Genomic DNA, 21,348 nt, shown 5'->3' with positions numbered 1-21,348 from the left:
GCGAGACCGGCGCCGGGGCCCCGGGACGGCCCGGGACGGCCCGGGGTCGCGCGGCTGACCGGCGGTTTCCGGCGCCTGCGGCCCCGTCTCCCGTTCGCCGGAACCGGCGGAACCACTAGTCTGGAACGGACGAGACGCACCCGTTGACGATGAGTGTGCGCGATGGAGCAGGGACAATGAGCCTGGCCTACCCCTTCGACGAGGCCGCGACGGCCCGCGCCGTCATCGCCGAGGACGGCACACTGACCTCGTGGAACGACGGCGCGCGGCGGCTGCTGGGCTGGACCGCGGCGGAGGTCCTGGGCCGCCCGGCGGCGCACTTCGTCGAGGGCACCAGGCCCGAGGTGCGCGGCGACCGCTGGTACGGCTCCCTCACCCTGCGGCACCGGGACGGCCGTACGGTCGGGGTGTGGCTGCTCGCCCACCACCAGTGGCCGTCCGGCGGCGGACCCGGGCACTGGCTGGTGGTTTCCCCGCTGGAGCGCCCCGCCGACCGGCCGCCCGGCGATCCGCTGGAGGTGTCGGCGCTGGCCCAGACGCCGTGTGCGCTGGCCGTGTACGACGAGCGGCTGCGGCTGCACTCGGTCAACGACGCGATGGCCCGCACGCTGGGGCTGCCCCGGGAGCAGATCCGGGGCCTGAGACTGTCGGAGATCGGCGGCAAGCCGCAGAGCGAGCAACTGGAGGAGAACCTGCTGGAGGTGCTCTCCAGCGGCCGGGCGCGCGACGTGCAGACGTATCTGCGCACGGGCGGCGAGGACAGCGCGCACGCCTGGCTGATCCGGATGACGCCCGTGACGGGGCCGGACGGCCGGGCGCGCGGCGTCTACCTGGCGGCCCACGACTTCACCGACAGCTATCTCGCCCGCGAGCGGCTGCAGTTGGTCAACGAGGCGAGCGTGCGGATCGGCACCACTCTCGACGTCACGCGCACCGCCCAGGAACTGGCCGACGTGTGTGTGCCCGCCCTCGCCGACTTCGTCAGCGTCGACCTGCTGGAGGCGGACGAGCCGAGCGGCGACCCGCCCGCGCGGATCGACCTGCCGGTCGGTCTGCGCCGCATCGCGCACCAGTCCGTCAACCCGGGCAACCCCGAGGCGGTCGTCCAGCCGGGGGAGTTCGACTTCTACCCGGCCGCGTCGCCGCAGGCCGACTCGCTGGTCGCGGGCCGGGCCACGGTGGCCTCGGTGGCCTCCGGGGACCTCGAACCGTGGCTGGCCAAGTCCCGGGCGCGCCGCCAGCGGGTCGTGGAGTACGGCATCCACGCCACGATGTCGGTGCCCATCCGGGCCCGCGGCATCACCCTGGGCGTGGCGGTGCTCACGCGTTTCCGGCGGCCCGACCCGTTCACCGCGGACGACGTCCTGCTCGCCGAGGAGGTCACCGCGCGCGCCGCGGTGTGCATCGACAACGCCCGCCGCTTCTCCCGCGAACGGCAGACCGCCCTGGCCCTGCAGCGCAGTCTGCTGCCGCGCCGCCTGCCCCGCACGGCCGCCGTGACGGCGGCCTCCCGCTATCTCCCGGCGGCCCGGGCGGGGGTGGGCGGCGACTGGTTCGACGTGATCCCGCTGTCGGGCATGCGGGTGGCGATGGTGGTCGGCGACGTCGTCGGGCACGGTGTGCAGGCCTCGGCCACCATGGGCCGGCTGCGCACCGCCGTGCGCACCCTCGCCGACATCGACCTGGCCCCCGACGAACTCCTGACGCACCTCGACGACCTCGTCGTACGGCTCTCCGAGGACAACGGCAGCGAGGCGGCCCGGCCCGGCGAGGTCGGCGCCACCTGCGTGTACGCGGTGTACGACCCGGTCTCCCGGAAGTGCACCGTGGCCCGCGCCGGGCACCCCGCGCCGGTGATGCTGCCGCCGGGCGGCACCGCGCACGAGGTGGAGGTGCCCGCGGGGCCGCCGCTCGGCCTGGGCGGGCTGCCGTTCGAGTCGGCCGAACTGTACCTGCCCGAGGGGACGGTGCTGGCGTTCTACACGGACGGCCTGGTCTGGTCCCGGGAGCGGGACGCCGAGGACTCCCGCGGGGCGCTGCGGGAGGCGCTCAACCGGCACGGCCGGTCGCTGGAGGACACCTGCGACCGGGTCCTCGCCTCGCTGCTGCCGCCGGACGGCATCGCCGACGACGTGGCCCTGCTGCTGGCCGGCACCCGGGGGCTGGCCGCGGACCGGGTGGCGACCTGGGACATCCCGGCCGATCCGGCGCTGGTCGCGCCGATCCGCAAGCAGGTCGTCGAGCAGCTCGCCACCTGGCGGCTGGACGAGGCCTCGTTCACGGCGGAGCTGGTCGTCAGCGAACTCGTCACCAACGCGATCCGCTACGGCGCCCGGCCGATCCGGCTGCGCCTCATCCACGACACCGGCACCCTCATCTGCGAGGTCTCCGACACCAGCCACACGGCGCCGCACCTGCGCCGCGCCAAGACCTGGGACGAGGGCGGCCGGGGGCTGCTGCTGGTCGCCCAGCTCACCCAGCGCTGGGGCAGCAGGCACACGGCCGAGGGCAAGACGATCTGGGCGGAACTGGGGCTCGTCGAGGACGACGGGGTCCTTTGACTTCCGCTCCCCGGCCTGGAGGCCGGGGATTCCTCCCACGGTCGTCCGGCCGTTTCGGTGGGTTCCTGCTGCACCGCGCTGGGCCGGTACGCATACCGGTCCTACCTGCGCTCGACAGGCTGAGCTCGGCGTTTGTCCCTGCTGAGCTATGAGGAGCTCGGGATCGCCCGGCTGCCAGCGTCCGGCCGCCACCAACCGGTGCACCACGTCGCGGAGTCGGCGGGTCGTGATCTGGGGGGCGTCGTCCGCCCGGCCCAGGCGGACCGCGTCCAGGAGAGCGACCCAGGAGGTGCGGCCCGCCTCCGGGGCGGCGACGAAGGAGTACGGCCAGCCCGGCACGGACTGGTCACGGCTGCGGTCCCCACGTCCGTAGACGTGACGGAACAGCCGCGCGTCGCTGGTCGGCGCGTCCGGGCGCAGCCAGTGGGACACGTCCACGGCGAGCACGATCCGCCCGTCGGCCGCCCTCGGCACGGGCAGACCGGTCAGCACGCGGCGCAGCCGCACCGGCTCCAGCCAGCCCCGGTCCAGGACGGCGTACAGGGGTTCAGGACACACTCCCGGACAGAGTCGAGCTCAGAGGTGGCGGGTCTCCAGCACGAGCCGGTCCCGGGCGTCGAACAATGCGTCCTTGATCGTCTGTTCGTGAACAGGGGTCAGCCTGGCCACCGGCACCGAGCAGCTGATTGCGTCCCGCGCCGGCGTCCGGTAGCCGATCGCGATGCCGAAGCAACGCAGGCCGAGAGTGTTCTCCTCGCGGTCCACCGCGTAGCCCCGCTCGCGGATCACGTGCAGTTCCTCGATGAGCTTCTCGCGGTCGGTGTAGGTGTTCTCAGTCAGCGAGTCGAGCGTTTCCGGGAGCAGCGTGCGCACGTGCTCGTCGGAGTGGGTCGCCAGCAACGCCTTGCCCAGGGCGGTCGAGTGGGCCGGGAGACGGCGGCCGATGCGGGTGAACGGGCGGAGGTAGTGCTGCGATTGCCGGGTGGCGAGGTAGACGACGTTGGTGCCGTCGAGGCGGGCGAGGTGGATGGTCTCCGAAGTGTCGGCCGAGAGCCGGTCCATCGTCGCCCGGGCGGCGGTCACGGCCTCGTCCCCGTCGATGTACGAGGTGCCGACGAGCAGAGCGCGAACGCCGATGCCGTAGCGCGTGCCGGTCGCGTCGCACTCCACCCAGCCCAGATCCACCAGCGTGCGCAGCAGCATGTAGAGGCTGGATTTCGGGTAGCCGACAGCTTCTTGGACGGCGGACAGGCTGTGCATGCCCGGCCGCCCTGCGAAGAACTCCAGCAACTCCACGGTCCGAACCGCCGACTTGACCTGGGATCCCCCGGACTCCCCAACCAGCATCGCTTTTGATCCTTTCATTCGACCCAAAATAGACCCCCGAAAGGATTCAGAGATTTCATCAGGGACGCGATTCAACATACGGAATACGCCGTGCATGCGGCAAGCGGTTCAGCGGTCACCGTCACGGCGAGTTCGGATGGCCGAAGCCCGTGGTCGTCGCCGAGTGCACCTATGGGGTGAGTGCTTCGGCCTCGTCACATCGGCGCGCGGTGCGAGGTCGAGGGCACGGCTGTCCTGGGGTGCACCCTTCCCGGTGGGCGGCACTGCTCTGTGGCTTCGTCGCCTGGGGGTCAGTGTGGCCACATGGGGGCTCTGGTGCAGAAGTGACCTCCAAGGTGGGCGTGGTCGGGGTGGTCCGGGTCCGGCTCGCCCTGCTCCGCGATGAGGCGCGCGGCATACGGCTCCGAATCGTCAAGCGGTTGGTATCCGAGTGCGCACGCGCCGGACAGGTCCCACCACAGCCGGGTGTTTGCCGAGCTTCCGAAGACGACGGTGTGGCCCACGTTCTCGGCGGTAAGCGCGGCGTGCACCAGCCGGGCGCAGTCGTCGGGGCTCAGCCAGACCGACAGCATGCGGACGGAGGTGGGCTCGGGCTTGCAGGAGCCGATGCGGATGGAGACGGTCTCGAGGCCGTGGCGGTCCCAATAGAGCGACGCCAAGTCCTCACCGAAGCACTTGGAGAGGCCGTAGAAGGTGTCGGGGCGGTGCGGGGTGGTGACCGGAATGAGCGATGCGCGAGGCGTGGGGCTGCCCTCGGGCCGCGGAGTGAAGCCAACGGCGTGATTGCTGGAGGCGAAGACAATCCGGCGTACGCCCTCGGATCGTGCCGCCTCGTACAGGTGGTAAGTGCCCAGGATGTTCGCGCGCAAGATCATGTCGAACGTGGATTCCAGGGAGATGGCAGCGAGATGGATGATGGCGTCCGTGCCGCGCACGGCCTCCCGAAGGGCGTCCGTATCCGCCAGGTCCGCGGTGATCGCGGTGGGCTCGCCTTCGACAGGAGTGAGATCGAACAGGCGCAACTCATACCCGTACGTCTCAAGGCGCTCGCGCATCAGGGTTCCGAGGCCGCCGGCAGCGCCGGTAAGCAGGACGGTGTGGGGAGTGGGCATCTGGGGTCTCTCCTCAAGTGGATCGGACCAGCGTGTGACAAGAGTGTTCCGGTTCTCCCCCTCGCGATGCGTAGCCGCAGGTCCGGCTTGCACGATGGAAGTCGAAGAGTCCCGTCCTGCTCACAGACGGGTGCGGCTTCACCCCACTGACACCGTCGGCAGGAGTCGAGACGTCCGCAACCGGCTGGATCAACAGCCCTTGTGTCTCCTGCTCTATCCCTTGACCGCCCCCGAGGTCAGCCCTCGGACGAACGATCGCTGCAGCGCCAGGAAGGCGAGCGTCGACGGCAGCATCGCCAAGAACGCGCCCGCCAGCAGCACGCCGATGCCCACCTGGTCGTCTGAGCGCAAGGTGCGCAGGGCCAGTGACAGGGTGTACTGGTCGGGGTCCGTGGCGACCAGCAGCGGCAGCATGTACTGGTCCCAGATCATCACGAAGCCGAAGATGCCGATCACACCGAGGGCCGGGCGGCAGAGCGGGAGGATGACCTGCCAGAAGATGCGCAGCTCGCCAGCACCGTCCAGCTGTGCGGACTCCTCCAGTTCTCTGGGGATCTCCTTCATGAACTCGGTCATCACCAGGATCGAGAAGCCCCACGCCGCCACCGGTACGATCATCCCGGCCAGTGAGCCGACCAGGCTGATGTGCAGTACCGGCAGGTCTGCCAGCAGCACAGCCAGCGGCACGGCCAACACCTCCTCCGGCAGCATCATCGTCGTCAGGAAGAGCACCAGGACTGTGGCCGAACCGCGGAAGCGTTTGCGGGCTAGGGCATAGCCTGCGAAGACACTGACCAGGACCTGCAGGATCAGTCCTCCGCCGACGACGACGAAGGAGTTGAGAAGGTAGCCCAGGACATTGCGATCGACCGCTCGCTCCAGGTTGTCCAGGGACAGGCGGTCGGGGACCAGGGTGAACTGCGTCGGGTCCACCGTAGGCGTGAAGGCGCCGACCATCAGCGCCAACAGCGGCCCCGCGAAGGTGGCGAAGAGGACGGTGTACAGGGTGAACCGCAGCACCCGGGCCCACGGCCCGCGCGCCTCGTGCAAGCCGAGCGCCGTCTGGTTTCTCATCGGACCTCCCGTCGTCGCAGCCGCGTCGTGACCGTCAGGAGCAGCAGCACCATGAACAACAGGACGGTGCCGGCCGCCGCCACCCCTAGTTCGTTGCGTTCCAGCCCGAGCTTGTAGGTGAGGGTCAGCAGGACTTCCGTCGAGCCGTCGGGCCCGCCGTTGGTGAGCAGGAACACCTCGGTGAAGACTCGCAGGCCCCGGATCGCCGCGAGGGTCAGCAGGATCGCGAAGACCGGGCGCAACCCGGGCAGCGTGACATGCCAGACCCTGCGGAACCGTGACGCGCCGTCGACCGCCGACGCCTCGTACAGCGTCCGATCCACACTGGCCAGCCCCGCCAGGAAGATCATCATGTCGTACGGGGCGCCTCTCCAGATCCCCACTGCCGCTATGGACGCCAGCGAGGTGTCCGGGGAGTTCAGGAACTCGCTCGGCCCCAGCCCGAGGACGGAGAGCACGGAGTTGAGCGCCCCATCCCCGGCCGGGTAGTACATGACCCGCCACACCTCGGCGACCACCGCCATGGCCGTCACCACCGGCAGGAAGATCGCCGACCGGATGAACCACAGGACCCGTGTCTGCCCCTCCAGCAGTAGAGCCAGCGCTAGCCCGAGCAGGATGGATCCCGCGGTCTGCGCGATGGCCAGCGCCACCGTGTGCCATACTGCCGCCCGGAAGTCGGGACTGTCGATGATCTCGGCGTAGTTCGCGCCCCCGGCATAGGTGTCGCCGAGAAACGGCTGGACGTCCTGGAAGCTCATCCGCACGGCGTCGAACATCGGGATGAACTTGAAGAAGAGGAAGAGCAGCAGGGCAGGTGCCAGGAACAGCCACGGTGTCGCGGTCCTGCGCCATAGCCGCTGCTTCGGCGGGGCTGGGCGTCCCCGGAAGCGGGCCTCCCGACCGGGTGGCATCCTCGCCTCGGTCACCGTCATTACGGCTTGGCTCCCTGCTTCGCGAGTTCCGTGTCGAACTCGCCCGCCAGCTCCTCCATTGCCTCACCCGCATTGCGTGAGCAGTCGGAGATGACGCCGTTGAGGCCCTCAGAGGAGATCTGGCGGAAGTTGGTCCAGTTGGGCAGGTTCGGCACATTGCGGCCGACCTGGTCATAGGTCTCCTGGAAGACGTCCCAGCGCGGGTCCTTCCGCTCGGCGGCTCCGTCGACCTTGGTGTTGACCGGCAGCCGAACGATGATGCCGCCGTTGTCGATGCCCATGCCGATCTTCTGGCCGGGCGGGGAGGCGGCGAACTCGGCGAACTTCTGCTGGCCCTCCTCATGGGTTGAGCCGGCCATCAGGTAGACGTTCTCGCCCTCCGCCAGAGCCGCTCTGCCGCCGACGCCGGACGGTGGGGCGATGACCTCGTACTTGTCCTTGCCGAGCGAGCCGTCGAAGCGCGCCAGCATGTACGGGCCTGTCAGATAGATACCGCCCTTGCCGCTCTCGAAGACCGTGTGCGTGGTGGCAGTGTCGGCAGTACTGGCTCCCGGCTGGGCGACCTTGGAGTCGCAGAACATCGCCTGCAGCTTCTGGACGGCCTTGACCGACGCCGGTTCGTCGATGGCAGGGACGAAGCCGTCGCCCTCCTGCTTGACGAAGTCGCCGCCCTCCGCCCACAGCATGGTGGAGAACCACCATGCCAGATAGCCGCGGGTGGTGGTGCCCGGGATCACCATGCCGGCGGTGTCGTCCCTTCCGTTGCCGTCCGGGTCATCCGTGGTGAACTTCGCGGCAAGCTTCGTGAGGTCATCCCAGGTCCTGGGTACTCCCGCGCCCACCTTCTGGCGCCAGTCCTTGCGGACCAGCAGCGCGAAGGCCTGCGAGTTGAAGGGCACGCCGTAGTACTTGCCGTCGAAGCCCTGCGCTGCCTTCCAGGCACGCTCGGCGAGATCGGTCCCTCCAACCACCCCCTTGCGGTCGACCTCACGGACCAGCCCCTGCGTTACCAGGCCGCCCAGCTGGCCGGTGTCGTTGATGACGATGTCCGGCAGATCCTTCTGCGCGGCGCGCTGCTGAAGCTTGGTCTCAAAGTCCGTCACACCGACAGCGACGAGCTTCGCCTTGATACCGCTCGCCTTGGTGAACGCCTTGGTGAGCGCTTCCGCCGACTCCGCGGACGGGCTTCCGGCATCCTGACGGATCCAGATCTCCAGCGGCTTGGACGCGTCCTGCTTGCCTGCGCCAGCGGAGGAGCATCCAGCGGCAGCGGCTACGGAAAAGGCTGCGAAGAGAACGGCGACGCGCCGCCCCCATCTCGACTTCCGGATTGACTTCGACACGGGTGACTCCGATCAGTCCATGCGGGGCAAGGTGACCGGACCCTACGCACAACCTCTCCACAACAACAAGACTGCGAACAAAGTTTATGTACATGAACTAGACGCTTGCCTCGAGTAGGCCGCCCGCCGAACGCCGAACGCCGAACGCCGAACGCCGCGCGCCGCTCGACCGCCATGTGCCGGCCCGACGTTCGTTTGACGATGGCGGCGACCCTGCCGCTGCAGTTGGGGACCAACGCGCAGACCTCTGGATCAAGATCCAGGGGCCCGGTGTCGTGACCGTGAGTGGGCGCCGCCCGGGCTGATCGCCAGGCCGGCCAGATTCCCGGACCCAGGCCATGCCGTCACCTGCGGACCTACCCTGCAGGCAAGGGTGAGTGCCGCACCGTGAACGAGCGGGACTTCATCGCGCCGGCCGACGACACGCGGTCCGCCAGGACGAGGATCCGCCGGGCCGGGCAGGCCTGGACGATGCCGCGGGCCCGGGCCGCGGCCAGGTCATGGGTGCGGCGCAGGAGGACTTCACCATCGGTGGACCTTGCCGGCTCGGCAGTACGGGTCGGACCGAGGGGTAGCCGGGAAAGCCCGCCGCCTCGTTGACCCTCGGGCATGGATGCCTTACCGTGCTCCTGCACGTGGACATTATACAGAATGATGTTCACCTATATGAATACGGGCGGTTCGATGAATCTTCAAGGACTTCTCTCCTTCCCGCTCACTCCCTTCACCGCAAACCGCACTCAGGTCGACCTCGACGCCTTCACCCGCCACGTGGAGGGCCAGGTGGAAGCAGGCGCTGGGGCCGTGTTCGTTGCGTGCGGGACAGGGGAGTTCAGCGCACTGAACCTCCGCGAGCATCGCCAGATCGTTGCGGCCGCGATCAAGGCGACAGCAGGGCGCGTACCGGTCTACGCGGGCGCAGGCGGCGGACCCGCGCTCGCCCGTGAGTGCGTGGCCGCCGCGGCCGAGTGCGGCGCCGATGGCGTGCTGCTCCTCCCCCCGTACCTGGTTTCCGGCACCCCGGAGGGGCTGCTCGACCATGTGCGGTATGCCGTGGCCCGCTCCCCGATCCCGGTCATCGCCTATCAGCGGGCCAATGCGGTGTTCACCCCCTCTGCCGCCAGGAAGTTGCTGGAGATACCCGAGGTGGCCGGCCTCAAGGACGGCGTCGGTGACATTGACAACCTGCTGCGCATCGTCACCGCGATCCGAGGCAGCGGGCACGAACGGGCGAGCGAGTTCTCCTTCCTGAACGGCATGCCCACCGCGGAGCTGTCGGCCCTGGCCTACCGGGGAATCGGGGTACCCGGCTACTCCTCCGCCGTGCACTGCTTCGCCCCCGAGATCGCACATGCCTTCCACCAGGCCCTGCACGCCGACGATCATGGGATGATCCAGCGGCTGCTCACCTCGTTCTACTTGCCGTTCGCCGACTTGCGCGACGCCGTCCCCGGCTACGCAGTCGCTCTGGTCAAGGCGGGCGCCGGCCTCACCGGGCCCAGCCTGGGCGGGGTACGTCCGCCGCTGGTGGATGCCGCTCCGGAACACGTCGAGCGGCTTGGGGAGCTGATCGAGGCGGGACGCGCCGCGCTCAAGGAGTCTCCATGACGAAGTCAGGCCGCCTGCGTGACCGGCGGGGCGGCGGTGAAGTCTCAGTTGTCGAGCAGGAGTGCCCACAGGACACTCGCTCGTCGGCGAGCCAGATCGATGATGGCCTGCCCGTGCTCGTAGCCCTCGCCACTCTTTCCGAGGCAGGAGTCCCGGTCCGGGACGTCGTGGATGATGCTGGTCTGCGCAGAAAGATACAGCACCCTGCGCAGGAGGCGGCTGCAGCGCCTCGGCCGGTGAAGGGGGCCGGTCCGCCGTCCGGAGTAGCGTGGCGCAGGCACGGGCCCGGCCGCCGAACCAACGTGGCCGCGGTCCGCGGAGGCGGTCAGGTCGCCAGCGGCGATGAACTCGGCGCCGGGGATCGGGCGCATGCCGGGCAGGCACTCGATGATCTCCGCCTGTGGGTGGCGGCGGAACGTCTCTCTGGTCTGCTTGTCCATGGGCTTGATCCGGTCGTCCAGGGCCAGGATCCGTGCGGCGACGTCTTTGCCGGGCAGTGCGGCTCGCCGGGCCTGGGCAGCTTCCAGCGCGGTCGCGGCAACTGCGCCGACGCCTCGTACACGCTCCGTAATCGGCGACAGCACCAGGCGGCACCATCTCCATCAGCAGGCAGGGCACCCCGGAGAACCGGACGGCCACTCCTCGGAAGCCACTGAAGGCAAGCCACGATCAGCCACATCCGGCCCTCTGGGCCGCCTAACAACTTACGGAGGCGCGATGATCATCCGTGACGTCGTCATCACCCCGGTCGCCTTTGCAGACCCACCACTGCTCAACGCTGTGGGTGTGCATGAGCCCTGGGCACTGCGCAGCGTGATCGAGGTGGTCTGCGAGGACGGGGTGACCGGCCTGGGCGAGTCGTACGGCGATGAGGCATTCCTTGAGAGGCTGCGTGCCATCGCCGTCCGGCTCCCCGGTCTGGACGTGTTCGATCTGAACGGGCTGCGCCGGATTGTCACAGAGTCCGGAGGCAAGGTGACCGACAACCACGGACTCACCGGTGGCTCCACCGCGTCCAAGACCTTGCTGTCCGTGTTCTCCGCTTTTGAAGTGGCCTGCCTGGACGCCCAGGGCAGGGCCCTCGGACGGCCCGTCGCCAACCTGCTGGGCGGCGCGGTTCGCGAGGCAGTGCCCTTCAGTGCCTATCTGTTCTACAAGTGGGCCGCGCATCCGGGCGCCGAGCCGGACATATGGGGTGAGGCGCTGGACCCTGACGGCATCGTCACCCAGGCACGGGGAATGGTCGACCGGTACGGGTTCGGGTCGATCAAGCTCAAGGGCGGGGTGATGCCGCCTGAAGAGGAGATCGATGCCCTCCGCGCACTGCGCGCGGCATTTCCGGACTGCGCATTGCGGATCGACCCCAACGCGGCCTGGAGCGTGCAGACCTCACTCAAGGTTGTCGAGGAATTGGAAGGCGTTCTGGAGTACCTGGAGGACCCCACGCCCGGCATTCCCGGTATGGCTGCGGTCGCGGCCCGAGCGCCGATGCCGCTGGCCACCAACATGTGCGTCGTCGCGTTCGAGCACATTCCCGAGGCTGTGCGGCTCGGCGCGATCGGTGTACTCCTGTCCGACCACCACTACTGGGGCGGCTTGCGACTCACCCAGGCGGTGTCCACACTGTGCGAGACTTTCAGCATCGGGCTGTCCATGCACTCCAACAGCCACCTGGGCATCAGCCTGGCCGCGATGGTCCACCTCGCCGCCGCAACTCCACATCTCTCCTACGCGTGCGACACACATCGGCCATGGCAGGACGACGATGTGATCAAGCCCGGAACGCTGCAGTTCGAGGGAGGCGCGATTCGGGTGCCGGACGGGCCCGGACTAGGCGTTGAACTGGACCGCGACGCCCTTGCGCGGCTCCACGAGCAGTACCTCTCATGCGGTGTGCGATATCGCGACGACACCGCCTACATGCGCTCGCTCGACTCGGGATACCACCCCCATCGGGGCACGCTGTGATCGTCGGCTACGCGTATCCCTGGGACGTCAACGACGATCCCGGATTCGCCCCCCGCGCAGCAGAGATCGGCGTGGACCACGTGGCGATCGCGGCGAGCTACCACACGGTGCGCGCGGCGACCCCCTGGCATCCCCACCACGTGATGGTCGACGCTTCCTGGGCCGCGTTCTACCGGCCCGTGCGATCCCGGGCGTGGGGACGTCTCGTTCCGTCAAGGGCACCGTGGACCCGGTCGGCGGATTCCTTCGGCGGCGCCGCGCGGTCGCTGGCAGCGGAAGGAATGCCGGTCACGGCGTGGGTGGTGCTCACCCACAACACCGCACTCGGCGCCGCCCATCCGGACCTGACCGTCCGCAACTGCTTCGGTGACCACTACCCGTACGCCCTGTGCCCGGCACACCACGACGTCGTCGAGTACTCCGCCACCTTGGTAGCTGAGACCGTTCGCGACTTGCCGCTGGCAGGCGTCTGTCTGGAGGCGTGCGGTCAGTTCGGCGTCGCGCACGGCGGTCACCACGACAAGATCGGTGGAGCATTCGACCCGCACACGATGAGCCTGCTGTCGGTGTGCTGCTGCGACGCTTGTGCGCGTGGCTGGAACGACGATCCCGACAGGGTTCGCGCGGTTCTGCGAGCCGCGGTGCGTGGGGAGGCGCCACTGGACGAAGGCCTTGCCGAGCAGCTGCTCGCAGCGCGGCACCGCACGGCCGATGGGTTCCGGGAGGCCGTCCTGGCCGCGGCCGGCGACCTGAGGGTCACCTTGCACGGCGACGCGGATCCGTGGTCGACGGGATCGCTTCCCGGCTTCACCGGCAGTCCGGCGGTGGCGGCCCTGGTCACCTCATGCTGGCCGGTCGACGAGGGATCCGTGGAGCGTGTCCGCGCGGCACGGTGTGCCCTTGACCGCGACGTCTCGATCGGGGCATATGTCACCTGCCTCGGCCCAGAGCCTGCCCATGTCTCAGAACTCGCCGCAGCCGGCGCCGACGAGCTGCATCTCTACCATCTCGGACTGGCCGGCCCGCCGCGCCAAGACGCACTGCGGCGGGCCGTCCTTGCCTTCGACAGGAGCCCTTCATGATCGATGCCAGGGTGACCGCCGAGTACGCGGCTTGGCCGGCGCCGCAGTTCGGCTCTGTCGGAGATCCTGTGACGTACCCAGTCTGAACCGGGCATCCACCGGGTGTGCGATTCAGGGGTCTGGGGCGGTTGCTACCGCATTTGTCCGGTGTGGTGGTCGTCGATCGAGCGTACGGCAGGAAGGGTCACGTTCTGCGCTCACTCCGTGGCGTCGTCGGCACGGTGCCCGAGATGCGGGGTGGCGTCGTGGCGTGTGCTCCAGGGAAGTGGTGTACGGGTTCGATTCGACTGATCCGGAGGTTTGCTCCGGCATCGGGGTGCCCGTGTGGACGAACGACCACCGGCTGATCCTCGAAGTGTCGAAGCCTGCGCCGCCTCGTGTGTGTCGCGGAGCGGGGTGACGAGACGTCACGAACTCCGGTTCATCACGAAGACGAAACTCTCGGAGTTGTAGTAGTTGGGAAGTTGGGCGAGATAGGACCCCCTCCTGGGCGGGTTCTCGCTCCACCAGTCCTCCGGTCCGAGAAGGTGCGAGGAATAGTCGCTTGCGGGGACCGGGGGCACGAACAGCAGGCGGAAGGCTCCTGCGTCCGCCTGGGGTTCGATCATCCAGAGCTGGACGGTGCGCTGGGCGGACTGGCGGTCGCGGCAGTCGTTCTGGACGACCCTGACGACGTTTCCGCCGCCGCCGGTGCCGTCGAGGCACCTGTACGTCCCTACGTTGCGGATCTGATACGCGGCGTACCCGGCCTCCAGGGTCTCCCATCGCTGCCAGGTGCTCGCGTTGCAGTCCTCAAGGCGCAACATCGCTCCGGCGGCTTCGCTCTGCACGCCCACGCAGAGTCCGGTGCTCCTGTTGACGAGTTGGAAGCCGGCCGGTGGTCGGGTTGGTGTGCGCCCGGCGGGGGTGGCGGGCGCCTTGGCCTTGGCAGCGGTGGTCGGCGCCAAGGTGCTGGCGGGAGCGACCGGGGTGCGACGCGGTGTCGCCGGCCCGGAGGTGGCGGCGGAAGGCCGGGAGGAAGCTGACGGCGCGACGGCTGACGGCTCGGCGGTGGGGAGAGCCGGCTCCGAAGGCGCGACGGTCGCGAGGGCCAGCGGCCTTCTGGTGTCCTCGCCGAGGGGGCGCGGGAAGACGAGGAAGGCTGCTGTGAGCGCGGTCGCAGCCACTCCCGCCACGGCCGCAGCGCGCGACGGCGAGGCCGCGACCAGCGTCCGCAGTCGACGGGCCCGGCCCGGTGCACTGGTCCGCCCTGCAGACACGGTGGCGCCCGGCGTCCGCTGCCCGGGGGCTGGGGGGTCCTCGTCGCGGTCCTCCGCCTGCGCGGCGACCGCAGCGGCGGTCGCGGCGTCGACAAGAACTCTGGTGAGGACGTGCACGGTTGCGCTCTGGACAACGGTGAGTTCGGCGCGGACACGAGAGCAGCTCTGGCAGGAGTCGGCGTGCAGATCGAGGTCCTGGGAGCGGTGGGAGACGCCGCCTCGCACCGAGTCGTCCATCACGGCGGCGAGGTGGCGGCAGGTTCGGCTGGGGGCCTCGGCCGCGTAGGACCTCACATACGCCTCGCTCAACTGGCGTCGCGCGGAGACGGCGCTGATGCTCCTCGTGTCGTCCACGGAAGCGGATGTGGCGTCTTCGGACGTCCCGGCCAGTTCGGGGCACAGGGCTGCCTGTGCGGTCGGATGCAGACTGCGGAAGGCACGCAGGAGCAGGGAGTCGTTGGCGGCCATCGGGGTCAGGTGCTCCTCGTGCATGTACACAAGCGCTGGTGCTTGCCTTGCCTGTCGTGCTTGTTGGAGAGGGAGGGCACGCCAGCGGCGCCCGATGTGTTCCTCACCGAGGCGGTTGTCCTGAGGATGAGTTGACTGGGCCGACGTGGACCTCTCTGTCCCGAGTAACGGCTGCTGTCTCTCCTGAGGTCTTCGGGATGGAATAGTGCAGGTGAGCCACATGTGGCGTCAAGTGCCCAGGCACTCAGCGCAGATGTGTGGAGGAGAGCCCACCGGCGGGGATCACCGACGCGCAGTCGGTGCGGGCCGCCGCGACGGTACCGGCCGCCTCTCTTCAAGGACGCCCACCTCGCGCGCTGAGGCCGACGGTGCGGGCCCGTGCGCACAGCGCGGGCCAGAGCACTTCTCGGAATCGCTTCACCACCGGCCTGAAGCGCGTGCACTGCGATGAGACCCGGTGGCAGGCCGCTTCTCGGGCGGCCGGGCGGCCGGGGCAGGGCAGGCGGGGCAGGCAGGGCCGGGGCCGGGACTCCGTCACGCCGTCGGCGGACCGGCGCGGCCGGTCCCCGTCCGGCGCGGCCGGGACCGCGTTATTCGCTTGCCCGCGGGGGCGCGTGGGCCGCAGCATCCGGGCCATGGACACCACGACGCAGCTGCCCCCCGCCCGCACCGCCGCCCCGACGGCGGGTGCCCGGCAGCAGGCCCGGCCGGCGGAGGGCGCGACGCCGCGACGCCCGTGACCGGCACGATCGTCGCCGGCCTGGTCGCGGGCTTCGGCATCGCGATCCCCGTCGGCGCCGTCGGCGCCTACCTGGTCTCCCTCGCCGCGCGGACGACCCTGCGCACGGGAGCGGCCGCCGCGCTCGGGGTGGCCTGTGCCGACGGGTTGTACGCGCTGTGCGCCGCGTTCGGCGGTTCCGCCCTGGCCGCGGTACTGCGGCCCGCACTGGTGCCGCTGCGCTGGGTGTCGGTGCTGGTACTGCTGAGCCTCGCGGCCCTCGGCGCGGCCGGCGCGGTGCGCCGCCATCGCGGACACCGCCCGGAGTTGCGCCGCGATCCGTCGCCGCCGAGTCCCGGCCGGGCGTACCTGGGCCTGCTGGGCGTCACCCTGCTCAACCCCACCACGGTGATCTACTTCGCGGCTCTGGTGCTGGGGGCCGGCGACGTCCGGGACGGGGACGTCCTGGGGCGGTCGGTGTTCGTGCTGGCCGCGTTCGTCGCCTCCGCGAGCTGGCAGTTGCTGCTCGCGGGCGGCGGTGCGCTGCTCGGCCGGGCGCTGACCGGCCGGCGCGGCCGGCTGGTGACGGCCCTGGTGTCCAGCGGGGTGATGACCGTGCTGGCCGTGCGGATGGTGGTGGCGCCCGGCTGAGGGCCGCCGGGCGGAGCACGCCCCGGCCCGCACGGCGCCCCGGCGGCGGGCAGCGCCCCGGCGGCGGGCAGCGCCCCGGCGGCGGGCGGCAGGCTCGGCGGCGGGCGGCGGACTCAGCGGGCGGCTTCGAAGGCGCGGGTGACGGCGAGGGTGTCCTCGTAGACGTGGTGGCGTACGACCAGGCCCGCACGGCGCCCCGGCGGCGGGCTCGGCGGCGGGCGGCGGGCTCGGCGGCGGGCGGCGGGCTCGGCGGCGGGCGGCAGGCTCAGCGGGCGGCTTCGAAGGCGCGGGTGACGGCGAGGGTGTCCTCGTAGACGTGGTGGCGTACGACCAGGCCCTCCTCCACCGTCAGATGCAGGGCGAATCTGGCGCGATAGGGACGCCCGGTGGCCTTGGCGGTCTGCCGGATCTCGCCCACGATCACCGCGTCGGACCCGTCCACGAGGATCCGCTCGACGCGGGTGGCCGCCTGCTCGGCGACATGGTGCTCGGCTAGCTCCCGGTAGTGCGCGGCCGCGTCGGCGCGGGTGCCGCGGTGCCGGATCCAGGGGGTGTCCGCCCGGCCGTGCTCGGCCTCCGGCCAGTTCAGCCGCCAGTCCACACGCTCGGCGTACAGCTCGGCGACCCGGTCCGGGTCACCCTGGCCGATGCGGCGCAGCAGTTCCTCGACGACTGCGCGAGTCGTCGGGTCGGTGGTCGCGGTCATGGCGTTCGCTCTCCTTCGTCCGGTCTCGCACTCGGTGATCACGACTGTGCCCGACCCGCCCCTCCCGGCGCGATCGGCCCGGTGGTGATCGCGCCGCCGTGCGGCGCCGCCGGCAGGGTGTCGCGATGGCCGGTTCCGGTTGCGCCGCACGGCCCGCGCGGTAGGCATGACCCGGGCGTGCACGCCGCCGCGGCGGCGTGCCGTGCGCCCGCACGCGACGAGGAAGGGAGTTGCCATGCCTCTTGAGGGCGAGTACGAGCCCAGCCCCACCCAGTGGGTCCGCGAACAGGTGGAGCTGTACGAGAGTTCCGGCGGCACCGAGGGGACGACCCTCCGGGACACGGGCCTGCCGGTCGTCATCCTCACCACGCGCGGGGCGAAGAGCGGAAAGATCCGCAAGACGCCGCTGATGCGGGTCGAGCACCAGGGCCGCTACGCCGTCGTCGCCTCGCTGGGCGGCGCCCCGCAGCACCCGGTCTGGTACCGCAACGTCAAGGCCGACCCCCGGGTGGAGCTTCAGGACGGCCCGGTCAGACGTGACATGAAGGCCCGTGAGGTCACCGGTGAGGAGAAGGCGGCCTGGTGGGAGCGCGCGCTGGCCGCCTTCCCGACGTACGCCGACTACCAGCGCAAGACGGACCGGGTGATCCCCGTCCTCGTCCTGGAACCGGTCGACGCGCAGCGCTGACCCGGGCCGGACACGGCGCTGCGCCCGCCTCGTGCGCATGAACCGAGCCGGGTGGGGCATGCGGATGTCAGGCCCCGCCGCGCTCCCCCGTCGCGGCGGGGTCCTCGCGTGGTCCGGCCCGCCGGCGGGTACCCGGGTGGCGCTGCGCCGCAGGGCGCTCCCGTCGGCCGCCGGCAGCGGTCCGCGGCGCCCCGGGCGGCGGGACACCACGGCCGGACGCCTCCCGGCACTCCGGGCGGCCCGCGCCCGGCCGGGCACCCGGCCAGCGCCGGAGCAGGGAAACAGACCCATTGCGAAGGAGCCCCCCGTGGCCAGGAAGAAGAAGCAGAAGCTGCCGCTCGCCTACAAGCCCCTGGGATTCGTGCTCGGCTGGGCCGGCGGCATGGTGGCCGGTCTGGCCTTCCGCCGGACCTGGCGGGCCGTCCGGCACGAGGACACCGCCCCCGACCCGCTCGACCGCGACCGCGGCTGGGGCGAGATCCTGCTGGCCGCCGCCCTGCAGGGCGCCATCTTCGCCGCGGTGCGCGGTGCGGTGGACCGGGCCGGCGCCAAGGCCGTGGAGCACCGTACGGGCAGGTGGCCGGGCGACACGGAGAAGGACGAGGACTGACCCGGCGCAGGGGGCGGCGTCGCGGCCCGCTGCCCGCGGCGCCGCCGAACCGGGGGTGAACGCCCGGGACGATCTCGGTCGCAATTCGAGGACATATGTCAATCGAACATGCTGCAATGCGGGTGTTCGAGGGTAACTTGCAGGGCAGGGAACCGAATTGGGCCCGGTTCGCGTTGGAGGCGAAGTCGTCGTGCAGCACGATCCCCCGCCGCTCACCCGGCATCTCCGCGTCCGCGCGGACCGCGGGTTCACCGTCCTGGAGTTCCGCGGCGAGATCGACATCGCCGCGGCGGCGGAGATCCAGCCCCATCTCGACGCCGCGGCGTCCCGGCCCGGGGCCCGGCTCGTCATCGACCTGGGGCGGGTGGAGTTCTTCGACTGCTCCGGGCTGCGCCTGCTCGCCCGCGCCCGGACCCGCGCGCTGGACGGCGGCGGCCGGGTGCACCTGGTGTGCACCCATCCGCTGACCCTGCGGGTGCTGCGGATCACCGGCATGGCCCGGCTGCTGCCGCCCTGGCCCACGGTGGACTCGGCGCTGGAGCAGCCGGAGGCCGCGTCCGGCGCGCTCTGAACCCCGCCTCCCCGTGCGGCGCACTCTGAGCCCCGCCTCCCCCGTCCGGCGCACTCTGAGCCCCGCCTCCCCCGTGCGGCCCGCCCCCGAGGACGACCCGCTCCGCGGGCGCCGTCCGCTCCCGCCGCCGACTTCCGTGTCTGGAACGGGCGGTGGCGGGCAATCGGACAGGCACCGACGGAAGGGGATCCCCGGGACGACAACCCGGGAAGGCGTGCGCCGCCGGACACCCCGCCGGGCCCCGGCGGCGGCCACCGTGGTGCCGGTGCTCGGTCTGCCGGCCGCCGGGCTGGGCCTGAGCATCCTGACCGGACTGAAGGACGTCTTCGGCACCGAGACGCACGACCGCTCCGGCCCCGCACTGCTGGAGTCGATCCGGGACATCAGCCGGCACGACGCCGCGTCCGGCTCGTTCCAGGTGGTCGTGGACCTGGAGAGGGACACGAGGTTCGTGCCCGACGCGATCCGCGGCACCCGCACCCTGTACGTCGGTGCGGGCACCGTCGACGCCTACGTGGACCTGGGCCGGCCCGGCGAGGACGACATCTCCGTGAACGAGGACCGCACCTCGGCCACGCTGCGGCTGCCCCACGCGGCGCTCGGCAGGCCCGCCCTGGACCCCGACCGCTCCTACGCCGTCTCCAAGCACCGCGGGCTGCTGGACCGGACAGGCGATCTGTTCTCGGACAACCCCGACAGCGAACAGGCCGTGCAGCGGCTCGCGGCCCGGCACATCGCGGAGACGGCCGAGGAGAGCGAGCCGGCCGCGCGCGCCGAGCGGAACACCACCGGCATGCTGCGCGGCCTGCTGCGTTCGCCGGGCTTCACCCGGGTGAGCGTCACCTACGGCGCCTGACCGCCGGCCCGCCCGGAGCCGGTGCCGGAGCCACCCGGCCGCCCACCGCGTCCGGGAGACCCGGGCTTGAGACCGCGGCGGGTGCTGCTGTTCACGGCGGCCGTCATGCTGCTGGTGGAGCTCGTCCAGGGTGCGACGGTCACCGGGCGCGCCTTCGGTGTCGACGACGTGCTGCTGAACACCACCGGGGTCCTGATCGGCCACCTGCTGCCGGGGCGCCGTCCGGGCCGGGCACGCGCGGCGGCGGCACGTCTGAGGCCCGCCGCGGGGGTGGAGGGCGCCGCGGGGGTGCGGGGCGACGTGAGGGTCCTCAGCGCGTGGTCCAGGTGAACTTGTCGCCGCCCACCCAGCGGACCACGTCCGGGTCGTCCAGGTCGTGGACGCTGATGCCGAAGGCGGCGGCGGTCTCCAGCACGTCGGTGATGGCCCGGACCTCACCGACGACCTCTCCGTCGATCTCCATGATCCGGAAGGGCGGCGTGCCCGGCTGAACACCGAGCACCATGATCCGGGGGCGGGAGATGTGCGGGCTTCCGATTTCGGTCATGTCATAGAGCGTAGAGCGGATCCGGCCGACATGGCCTGATCCGTTCTCACGTGCGGCCTGGGGCGGGCCTCCCCCTGCGGCCTGGGCCCGGCCGCGGGGGGAGGCCCGCCCGGGGCCCGCCCGGGGCCCGCCCGGTCCTCGCCCGCGGCCGCCGTGCGAGCCGGCCGGCCACGCGGAACCCTGGAGGAAGACGCGGCGGCGGGCAGGGGAGGTGGGCATGGGAGGTGGGCATGGACCCCGTGGAGGCGCTGGAGCGGATCGCGGCGCTGCTGGAGCGGTCGGCGGCACCGGTCTACCGGGCACGCGCCTTCCGCACCGCCGCCCGGACCGTGCGCGTTCTGGGGCCGGAGGCGACCCGGGAGCGGTCCGCCGCGGGCACGCTGGAGTCCCTCAGGGGCCTCGGCCCGAAGACCGCCCAGGTGGTGCGGGAGGCGCTGGCCGGGCAGGTGCCCGCCTACCTGGTGAGGCTGCGGGACGAGACCGGCCCGCTCGCACCCCACCAGGGCGGGGAGGAGTTGCGGGCACTGCTGCGGGGCGACTGCCATCTGCACTCCGACTGGTCGGACGGCGGCGGCACGGTCGAGGAGATGGGCCGGGCCGCCGCGGCGCTCGGCCACGGGTGGGCCGTGCTCACCGACCACTCGCCCCGGCTGACGGTGGCCCGCGGCCTGTCCGCGGAGCGCCTGCGCGACCAGCTCGACACGGTCGCCGCACTCAACCGCACCTGGGCGCCGTTCCGGCTGCTCACCGGCATCGAGTGCGACATCCTCGACGACGGCTCGCTGGACCAGGACCCGGAACTGCTCGGCCGGCTCGACGTGGTCGTGGTGTCGGTGCACTCCAAGCTGCGCATGGAGGCGCGGGCGATGACCCGTCGCATGGTGCGGGCCGTGCGCGACCCGCACGCGGACGTCCTCGGGCACTGCACCGGGCGGCTGGTCACCGGGCGCGGACGGCCCGAGTCGCGGTTCGACGCCGACGAGGTGTTCGCGGCCTGCGCGGAGTCCGGCACGGCCGTGGAGATCAACAGCCGGCCCGAACGGCTGGACCCGCCGCGCCGGCTGCTGCGCCGGGCCGTCGACGCGGGGGCGCTGTTCGCGATCGACACCGACGCCCACGCCCCCGGCCAGCTGGACTGGCAGATCCTGGGCTGCGCGCGGGCCGAGGAGTGCGGGGTGCCGCCGGAGCGCGTGGTGAACACCTGGCCCGAGCAGCGGCTGCTGGCGTGGGCGCGGGGGCGGTGA

At 71.3% G+C, this 21,348-nt stretch carries 20 protein-coding genes and 2 pseudogenes; 11 read left to right on the top strand and 11 right to left on the bottom strand.

Annotated features, from left to right (window positions below; all coding sequences use genetic code 11):
* The first annotated feature begins 176 nt into the window (after positions 1–176).
* A complete protein-coding gene (locus AC5K6T_RS13165; RefSeq protein WP_493208664.1) occupies positions 177–2,561 on the top strand; it encodes a SpoIIE family protein phosphatase in 2,385 nt (794 codons plus the stop codon).
* 147 nt (positions 2,562–2,708) lie between these two features.
* Here AC5K6T_RS13165 and AC5K6T_RS13160 read toward each other — a convergent pair.
* The 7 genes and pseudogenes from AC5K6T_RS13160 to AC5K6T_RS13130 all read right to left on the bottom strand — a co-directional run.
* A pseudogene (locus AC5K6T_RS13160) lies at positions 2,709–3,104 on the bottom strand (transposase); the annotation flags it as partial.
* Between the two features lie 33 nt (positions 3,105–3,137).
* Positions 3,138–3,908, bottom strand: a complete 771-nt coding sequence (locus tag AC5K6T_RS13155; protein WP_493208662.1) for an IclR family transcriptional regulator — start codon at positions 3,906–3,908, stop codon at positions 3,138–3,140.
* 290 nt (positions 3,909–4,198) lie between these two features.
* The gene (locus tag AC5K6T_RS13150) at positions 4,199–5,020 is read right to left on the bottom strand and encodes an NAD-dependent epimerase/dehydratase family protein (RefSeq protein WP_493208660.1); all 822 of its coding nucleotides are present in this window, start codon (positions 5,018–5,020) and stop codon (positions 4,199–4,201) included.
* A gap of 213 nt (positions 5,021–5,233) precedes the next feature.
* Positions 5,234–6,094: a carbohydrate ABC transporter permease gene (locus AC5K6T_RS13145; RefSeq protein WP_493208658.1), complete on the bottom strand. Its 861-nt coding sequence runs from the start codon at positions 6,092–6,094 to the stop codon at positions 5,234–5,236.
* Complete coding sequence (locus AC5K6T_RS13140) at positions 6,091–7,029, bottom strand: carbohydrate ABC transporter permease (protein WP_493208657.1); 939 nt, start codon at positions 7,027–7,029, stop codon at positions 6,091–6,093. Before AC5K6T_RS13140 ends, AC5K6T_RS13145 begins: the two co-directional genes overlap by 4 nt.
* Entirely contained in the window at positions 7,029–8,234 is a 1,206-nt protein-coding gene (locus AC5K6T_RS13135) for a sugar ABC transporter substrate-binding protein (protein ID WP_493209336.1), read from the bottom strand. The genes AC5K6T_RS13140 and AC5K6T_RS13135 overlap by 1 nt, the downstream gene beginning before the upstream one ends.
* Positions 8,235–8,728: 494 nt before the next feature.
* The gene (locus AC5K6T_RS13130) at positions 8,729–9,034 is read right to left on the bottom strand and encodes a hypothetical protein (protein WP_493208655.1); all 306 of its coding nucleotides are present in this window, start codon (positions 9,032–9,034) and stop codon (positions 8,729–8,731) included.
* On the opposite strand from AC5K6T_RS13130, the gene AC5K6T_RS13125 reads away from it, so the two are divergent.
* Entirely contained in the window at positions 9,024–9,980 is a 957-nt protein-coding gene (locus AC5K6T_RS13125) for a 5-dehydro-4-deoxyglucarate dehydratase (protein ID WP_493208654.1), read from the top strand. The two genes, AC5K6T_RS13130 and AC5K6T_RS13125, sit on opposite strands and share 11 nt — an antisense overlap.
* A 44-nt stretch (positions 9,981–10,024) precedes the next feature.
* Here AC5K6T_RS13125 and AC5K6T_RS13120 read toward each other — a convergent pair.
* Positions 10,025–10,540 (bottom strand): annotated as a pseudogene (locus AC5K6T_RS13120) (transposase); the annotation flags it as partial.
* A 157-nt stretch (positions 10,541–10,697) separates the two neighbouring features.
* Between AC5K6T_RS13120 and AC5K6T_RS13115 the strand changes: the two are divergent.
* Both AC5K6T_RS13115 and AC5K6T_RS13110 read left to right on the top strand, forming a co-directional pair.
* Positions 10,698–11,948: a glucarate dehydratase family protein gene (locus AC5K6T_RS13115; protein ID WP_493208653.1), complete on the top strand. Its 1,251-nt coding sequence runs from the start codon at positions 10,698–10,700 to the stop codon at positions 11,946–11,948.
* The gene (locus AC5K6T_RS13110) at positions 11,945–13,030 is read left to right on the top strand and encodes a hypothetical protein (protein WP_493208651.1); all 1,086 of its coding nucleotides are present in this window, start codon (positions 11,945–11,947) and stop codon (positions 13,028–13,030) included. The genes AC5K6T_RS13115 and AC5K6T_RS13110 overlap by 4 nt, the downstream gene beginning before the upstream one ends.
* A 407-nt stretch (positions 13,031–13,437) precedes the next feature.
* Here the strand turns inward: AC5K6T_RS13110 and AC5K6T_RS13105 are convergent, their stop codons facing one another.
* Complete coding sequence (locus tag AC5K6T_RS13105; RefSeq protein WP_493208649.1) at positions 13,438–14,781, bottom strand: RICIN domain-containing protein; 1,344 nt, start codon at positions 14,779–14,781, stop codon at positions 13,438–13,440.
* 712 nt (positions 14,782–15,493) lie between these two features.
* On the opposite strand from AC5K6T_RS13105, the gene AC5K6T_RS13100 reads away from it, so the two are divergent.
* Positions 15,494–16,126 (top strand): LysE family transporter, encoded by a 633-nt coding sequence (locus tag AC5K6T_RS13100; protein ID WP_493208648.1) that lies wholly within the window; start codon positions 15,494–15,496, stop codon positions 16,124–16,126.
* A 265-nt stretch (positions 16,127–16,391) separates the two neighbouring features.
* Here AC5K6T_RS13100 and AC5K6T_RS13095 read toward each other — a convergent pair whose 3' ends face one another.
* Entirely contained in the window at positions 16,392–16,832 is a 441-nt protein-coding gene (locus AC5K6T_RS13095) for a nuclear transport factor 2 family protein (protein WP_493208647.1), read from the bottom strand.
* 235 nt (positions 16,833–17,067) lie between these two features.
* Between AC5K6T_RS13095 and AC5K6T_RS13090 the strand changes: the two genes are divergently transcribed.
* From AC5K6T_RS13090 to AC5K6T_RS13070, 5 genes are all read left to right on the top strand, one after another.
* Positions 17,068–17,520, top strand: a complete 453-nt coding sequence (locus AC5K6T_RS13090; protein WP_493208645.1) for a nitroreductase family deazaflavin-dependent oxidoreductase — start codon at positions 17,068–17,070, stop codon at positions 17,518–17,520.
* 307 nt (positions 17,521–17,827) lie between these two features.
* Entirely contained in the window at positions 17,828–18,130 is a 303-nt protein-coding gene (locus tag AC5K6T_RS13085; RefSeq protein ID WP_493208644.1) for a DUF4235 domain-containing protein, read from the top strand.
* 190 nt (positions 18,131–18,320) lie between these two features.
* Positions 18,321–18,701: an anti-sigma factor antagonist gene (locus AC5K6T_RS13080; protein ID WP_493208642.1), complete on the top strand. Its 381-nt coding sequence runs from the start codon at positions 18,321–18,323 to the stop codon at positions 18,699–18,701.
* A gap of 214 nt (positions 18,702–18,915) precedes the next feature.
* Positions 18,916–19,557 (top strand): DUF4230 domain-containing protein, encoded by a 642-nt coding sequence (locus AC5K6T_RS13075; RefSeq protein WP_493208640.1) that lies wholly within the window; start codon positions 18,916–18,918, stop codon positions 19,555–19,557.
* A gap of 66 nt (positions 19,558–19,623) precedes the next feature.
* Positions 19,624–19,887: a VanZ family protein gene (locus AC5K6T_RS13070; RefSeq protein WP_493208638.1), complete on the top strand. Its 264-nt coding sequence runs from the start codon at positions 19,624–19,626 to the stop codon at positions 19,885–19,887.
* Here AC5K6T_RS13070 and AC5K6T_RS13065 read toward each other — a convergent pair.
* Positions 19,868–20,104 (bottom strand): hypothetical protein, encoded by a 237-nt coding sequence (locus AC5K6T_RS13065; RefSeq protein WP_493208636.1) that lies wholly within the window; start codon positions 20,102–20,104, stop codon positions 19,868–19,870. The two genes, AC5K6T_RS13070 and AC5K6T_RS13065, sit on opposite strands and share 20 nt — an antisense overlap.
* 230 nt (positions 20,105–20,334) lie before the next feature.
* On the opposite strand from AC5K6T_RS13065, the gene AC5K6T_RS13060 reads away from it, so the two are divergent.
* Entirely contained in the window at positions 20,335–21,348 is a 1,014-nt protein-coding gene (locus AC5K6T_RS13060; protein ID WP_493208634.1) for a PHP domain-containing protein, read from the top strand.

It is taken from the genome of Streptomyces sp. B8-7 (genome assembly GCF_058833805.1).
This window is presented reverse-complemented; position numbering and strand designations above follow the sequence as displayed.

What these genes read in the sequence shown, in the direction of transcription:
- AC5K6T_RS13140 (WP_493208657.1), bottom strand. Translation starts at nt 7,029, where the DNA reads ATGACGGTGACCGAGGCGAGGATGCCACCCGGTCGGGAGGCCCGCTTC.
- AC5K6T_RS13115 (WP_493208653.1), top strand. Translation starts at nt 10,698, where the DNA reads ATGATCATCCGTGACGTCGTCATCACCCCGGTCGCCTTTGCAGACCCA.
- AC5K6T_RS13065 (WP_493208636.1), bottom strand. Translation starts at nt 20,104, where the DNA reads ATGACCGAAATCGGAAGCCCGCACATCTCCCGCCCCCGGATCATGGTG.
- AC5K6T_RS13090 (WP_493208645.1), top strand. Translation starts at nt 17,068, where the DNA reads ATGCCTCTTGAGGGCGAGTACGAGCCCAGCCCCACCCAGTGGGTCCGC.
- AC5K6T_RS13060 (WP_493208634.1), top strand. Translation starts at nt 20,335, where the DNA reads ATGGACCCCGTGGAGGCGCTGGAGCGGATCGCGGCGCTGCTGGAGCGG.
- AC5K6T_RS13095 (WP_493208647.1), bottom strand. Translation starts at nt 16,832, where the DNA reads ATGACCGCGACCACCGACCCGACGACTCGCGCAGTCGTCGAGGAACTG.
- AC5K6T_RS13105 (WP_493208649.1), bottom strand. Translation starts at nt 14,781, where the DNA reads ATGCACGAGGAGCACCTGACCCCGATGGCCGCCAACGACTCCCTGCTC.
- AC5K6T_RS13125 (WP_493208654.1), top strand. Translation starts at nt 9,024, where the DNA reads ATGATGTTCACCTATATGAATACGGGCGGTTCGATGAATCTTCAAGGA.
- AC5K6T_RS13155 (WP_493208662.1), bottom strand. Translation starts at nt 3,908, where the DNA reads ATGCTGGTTGGGGAGTCCGGGGGATCCCAGGTCAAGTCGGCGGTTCGG.
- AC5K6T_RS13150 (WP_493208660.1), bottom strand. Translation starts at nt 5,020, where the DNA reads ATGCCCACTCCCCACACCGTCCTGCTTACCGGCGCTGCCGGCGGCCTC.
- AC5K6T_RS13145 (WP_493208658.1), bottom strand. Translation starts at nt 6,094, where the DNA reads ATGAGAAACCAGACGGCGCTCGGCTTGCACGAGGCGCGCGGGCCGTGG.
- AC5K6T_RS13165 (WP_493208664.1), top strand. Translation starts at nt 177, where the DNA reads ATGAGCCTGGCCTACCCCTTCGACGAGGCCGCGACGGCCCGCGCCGTC.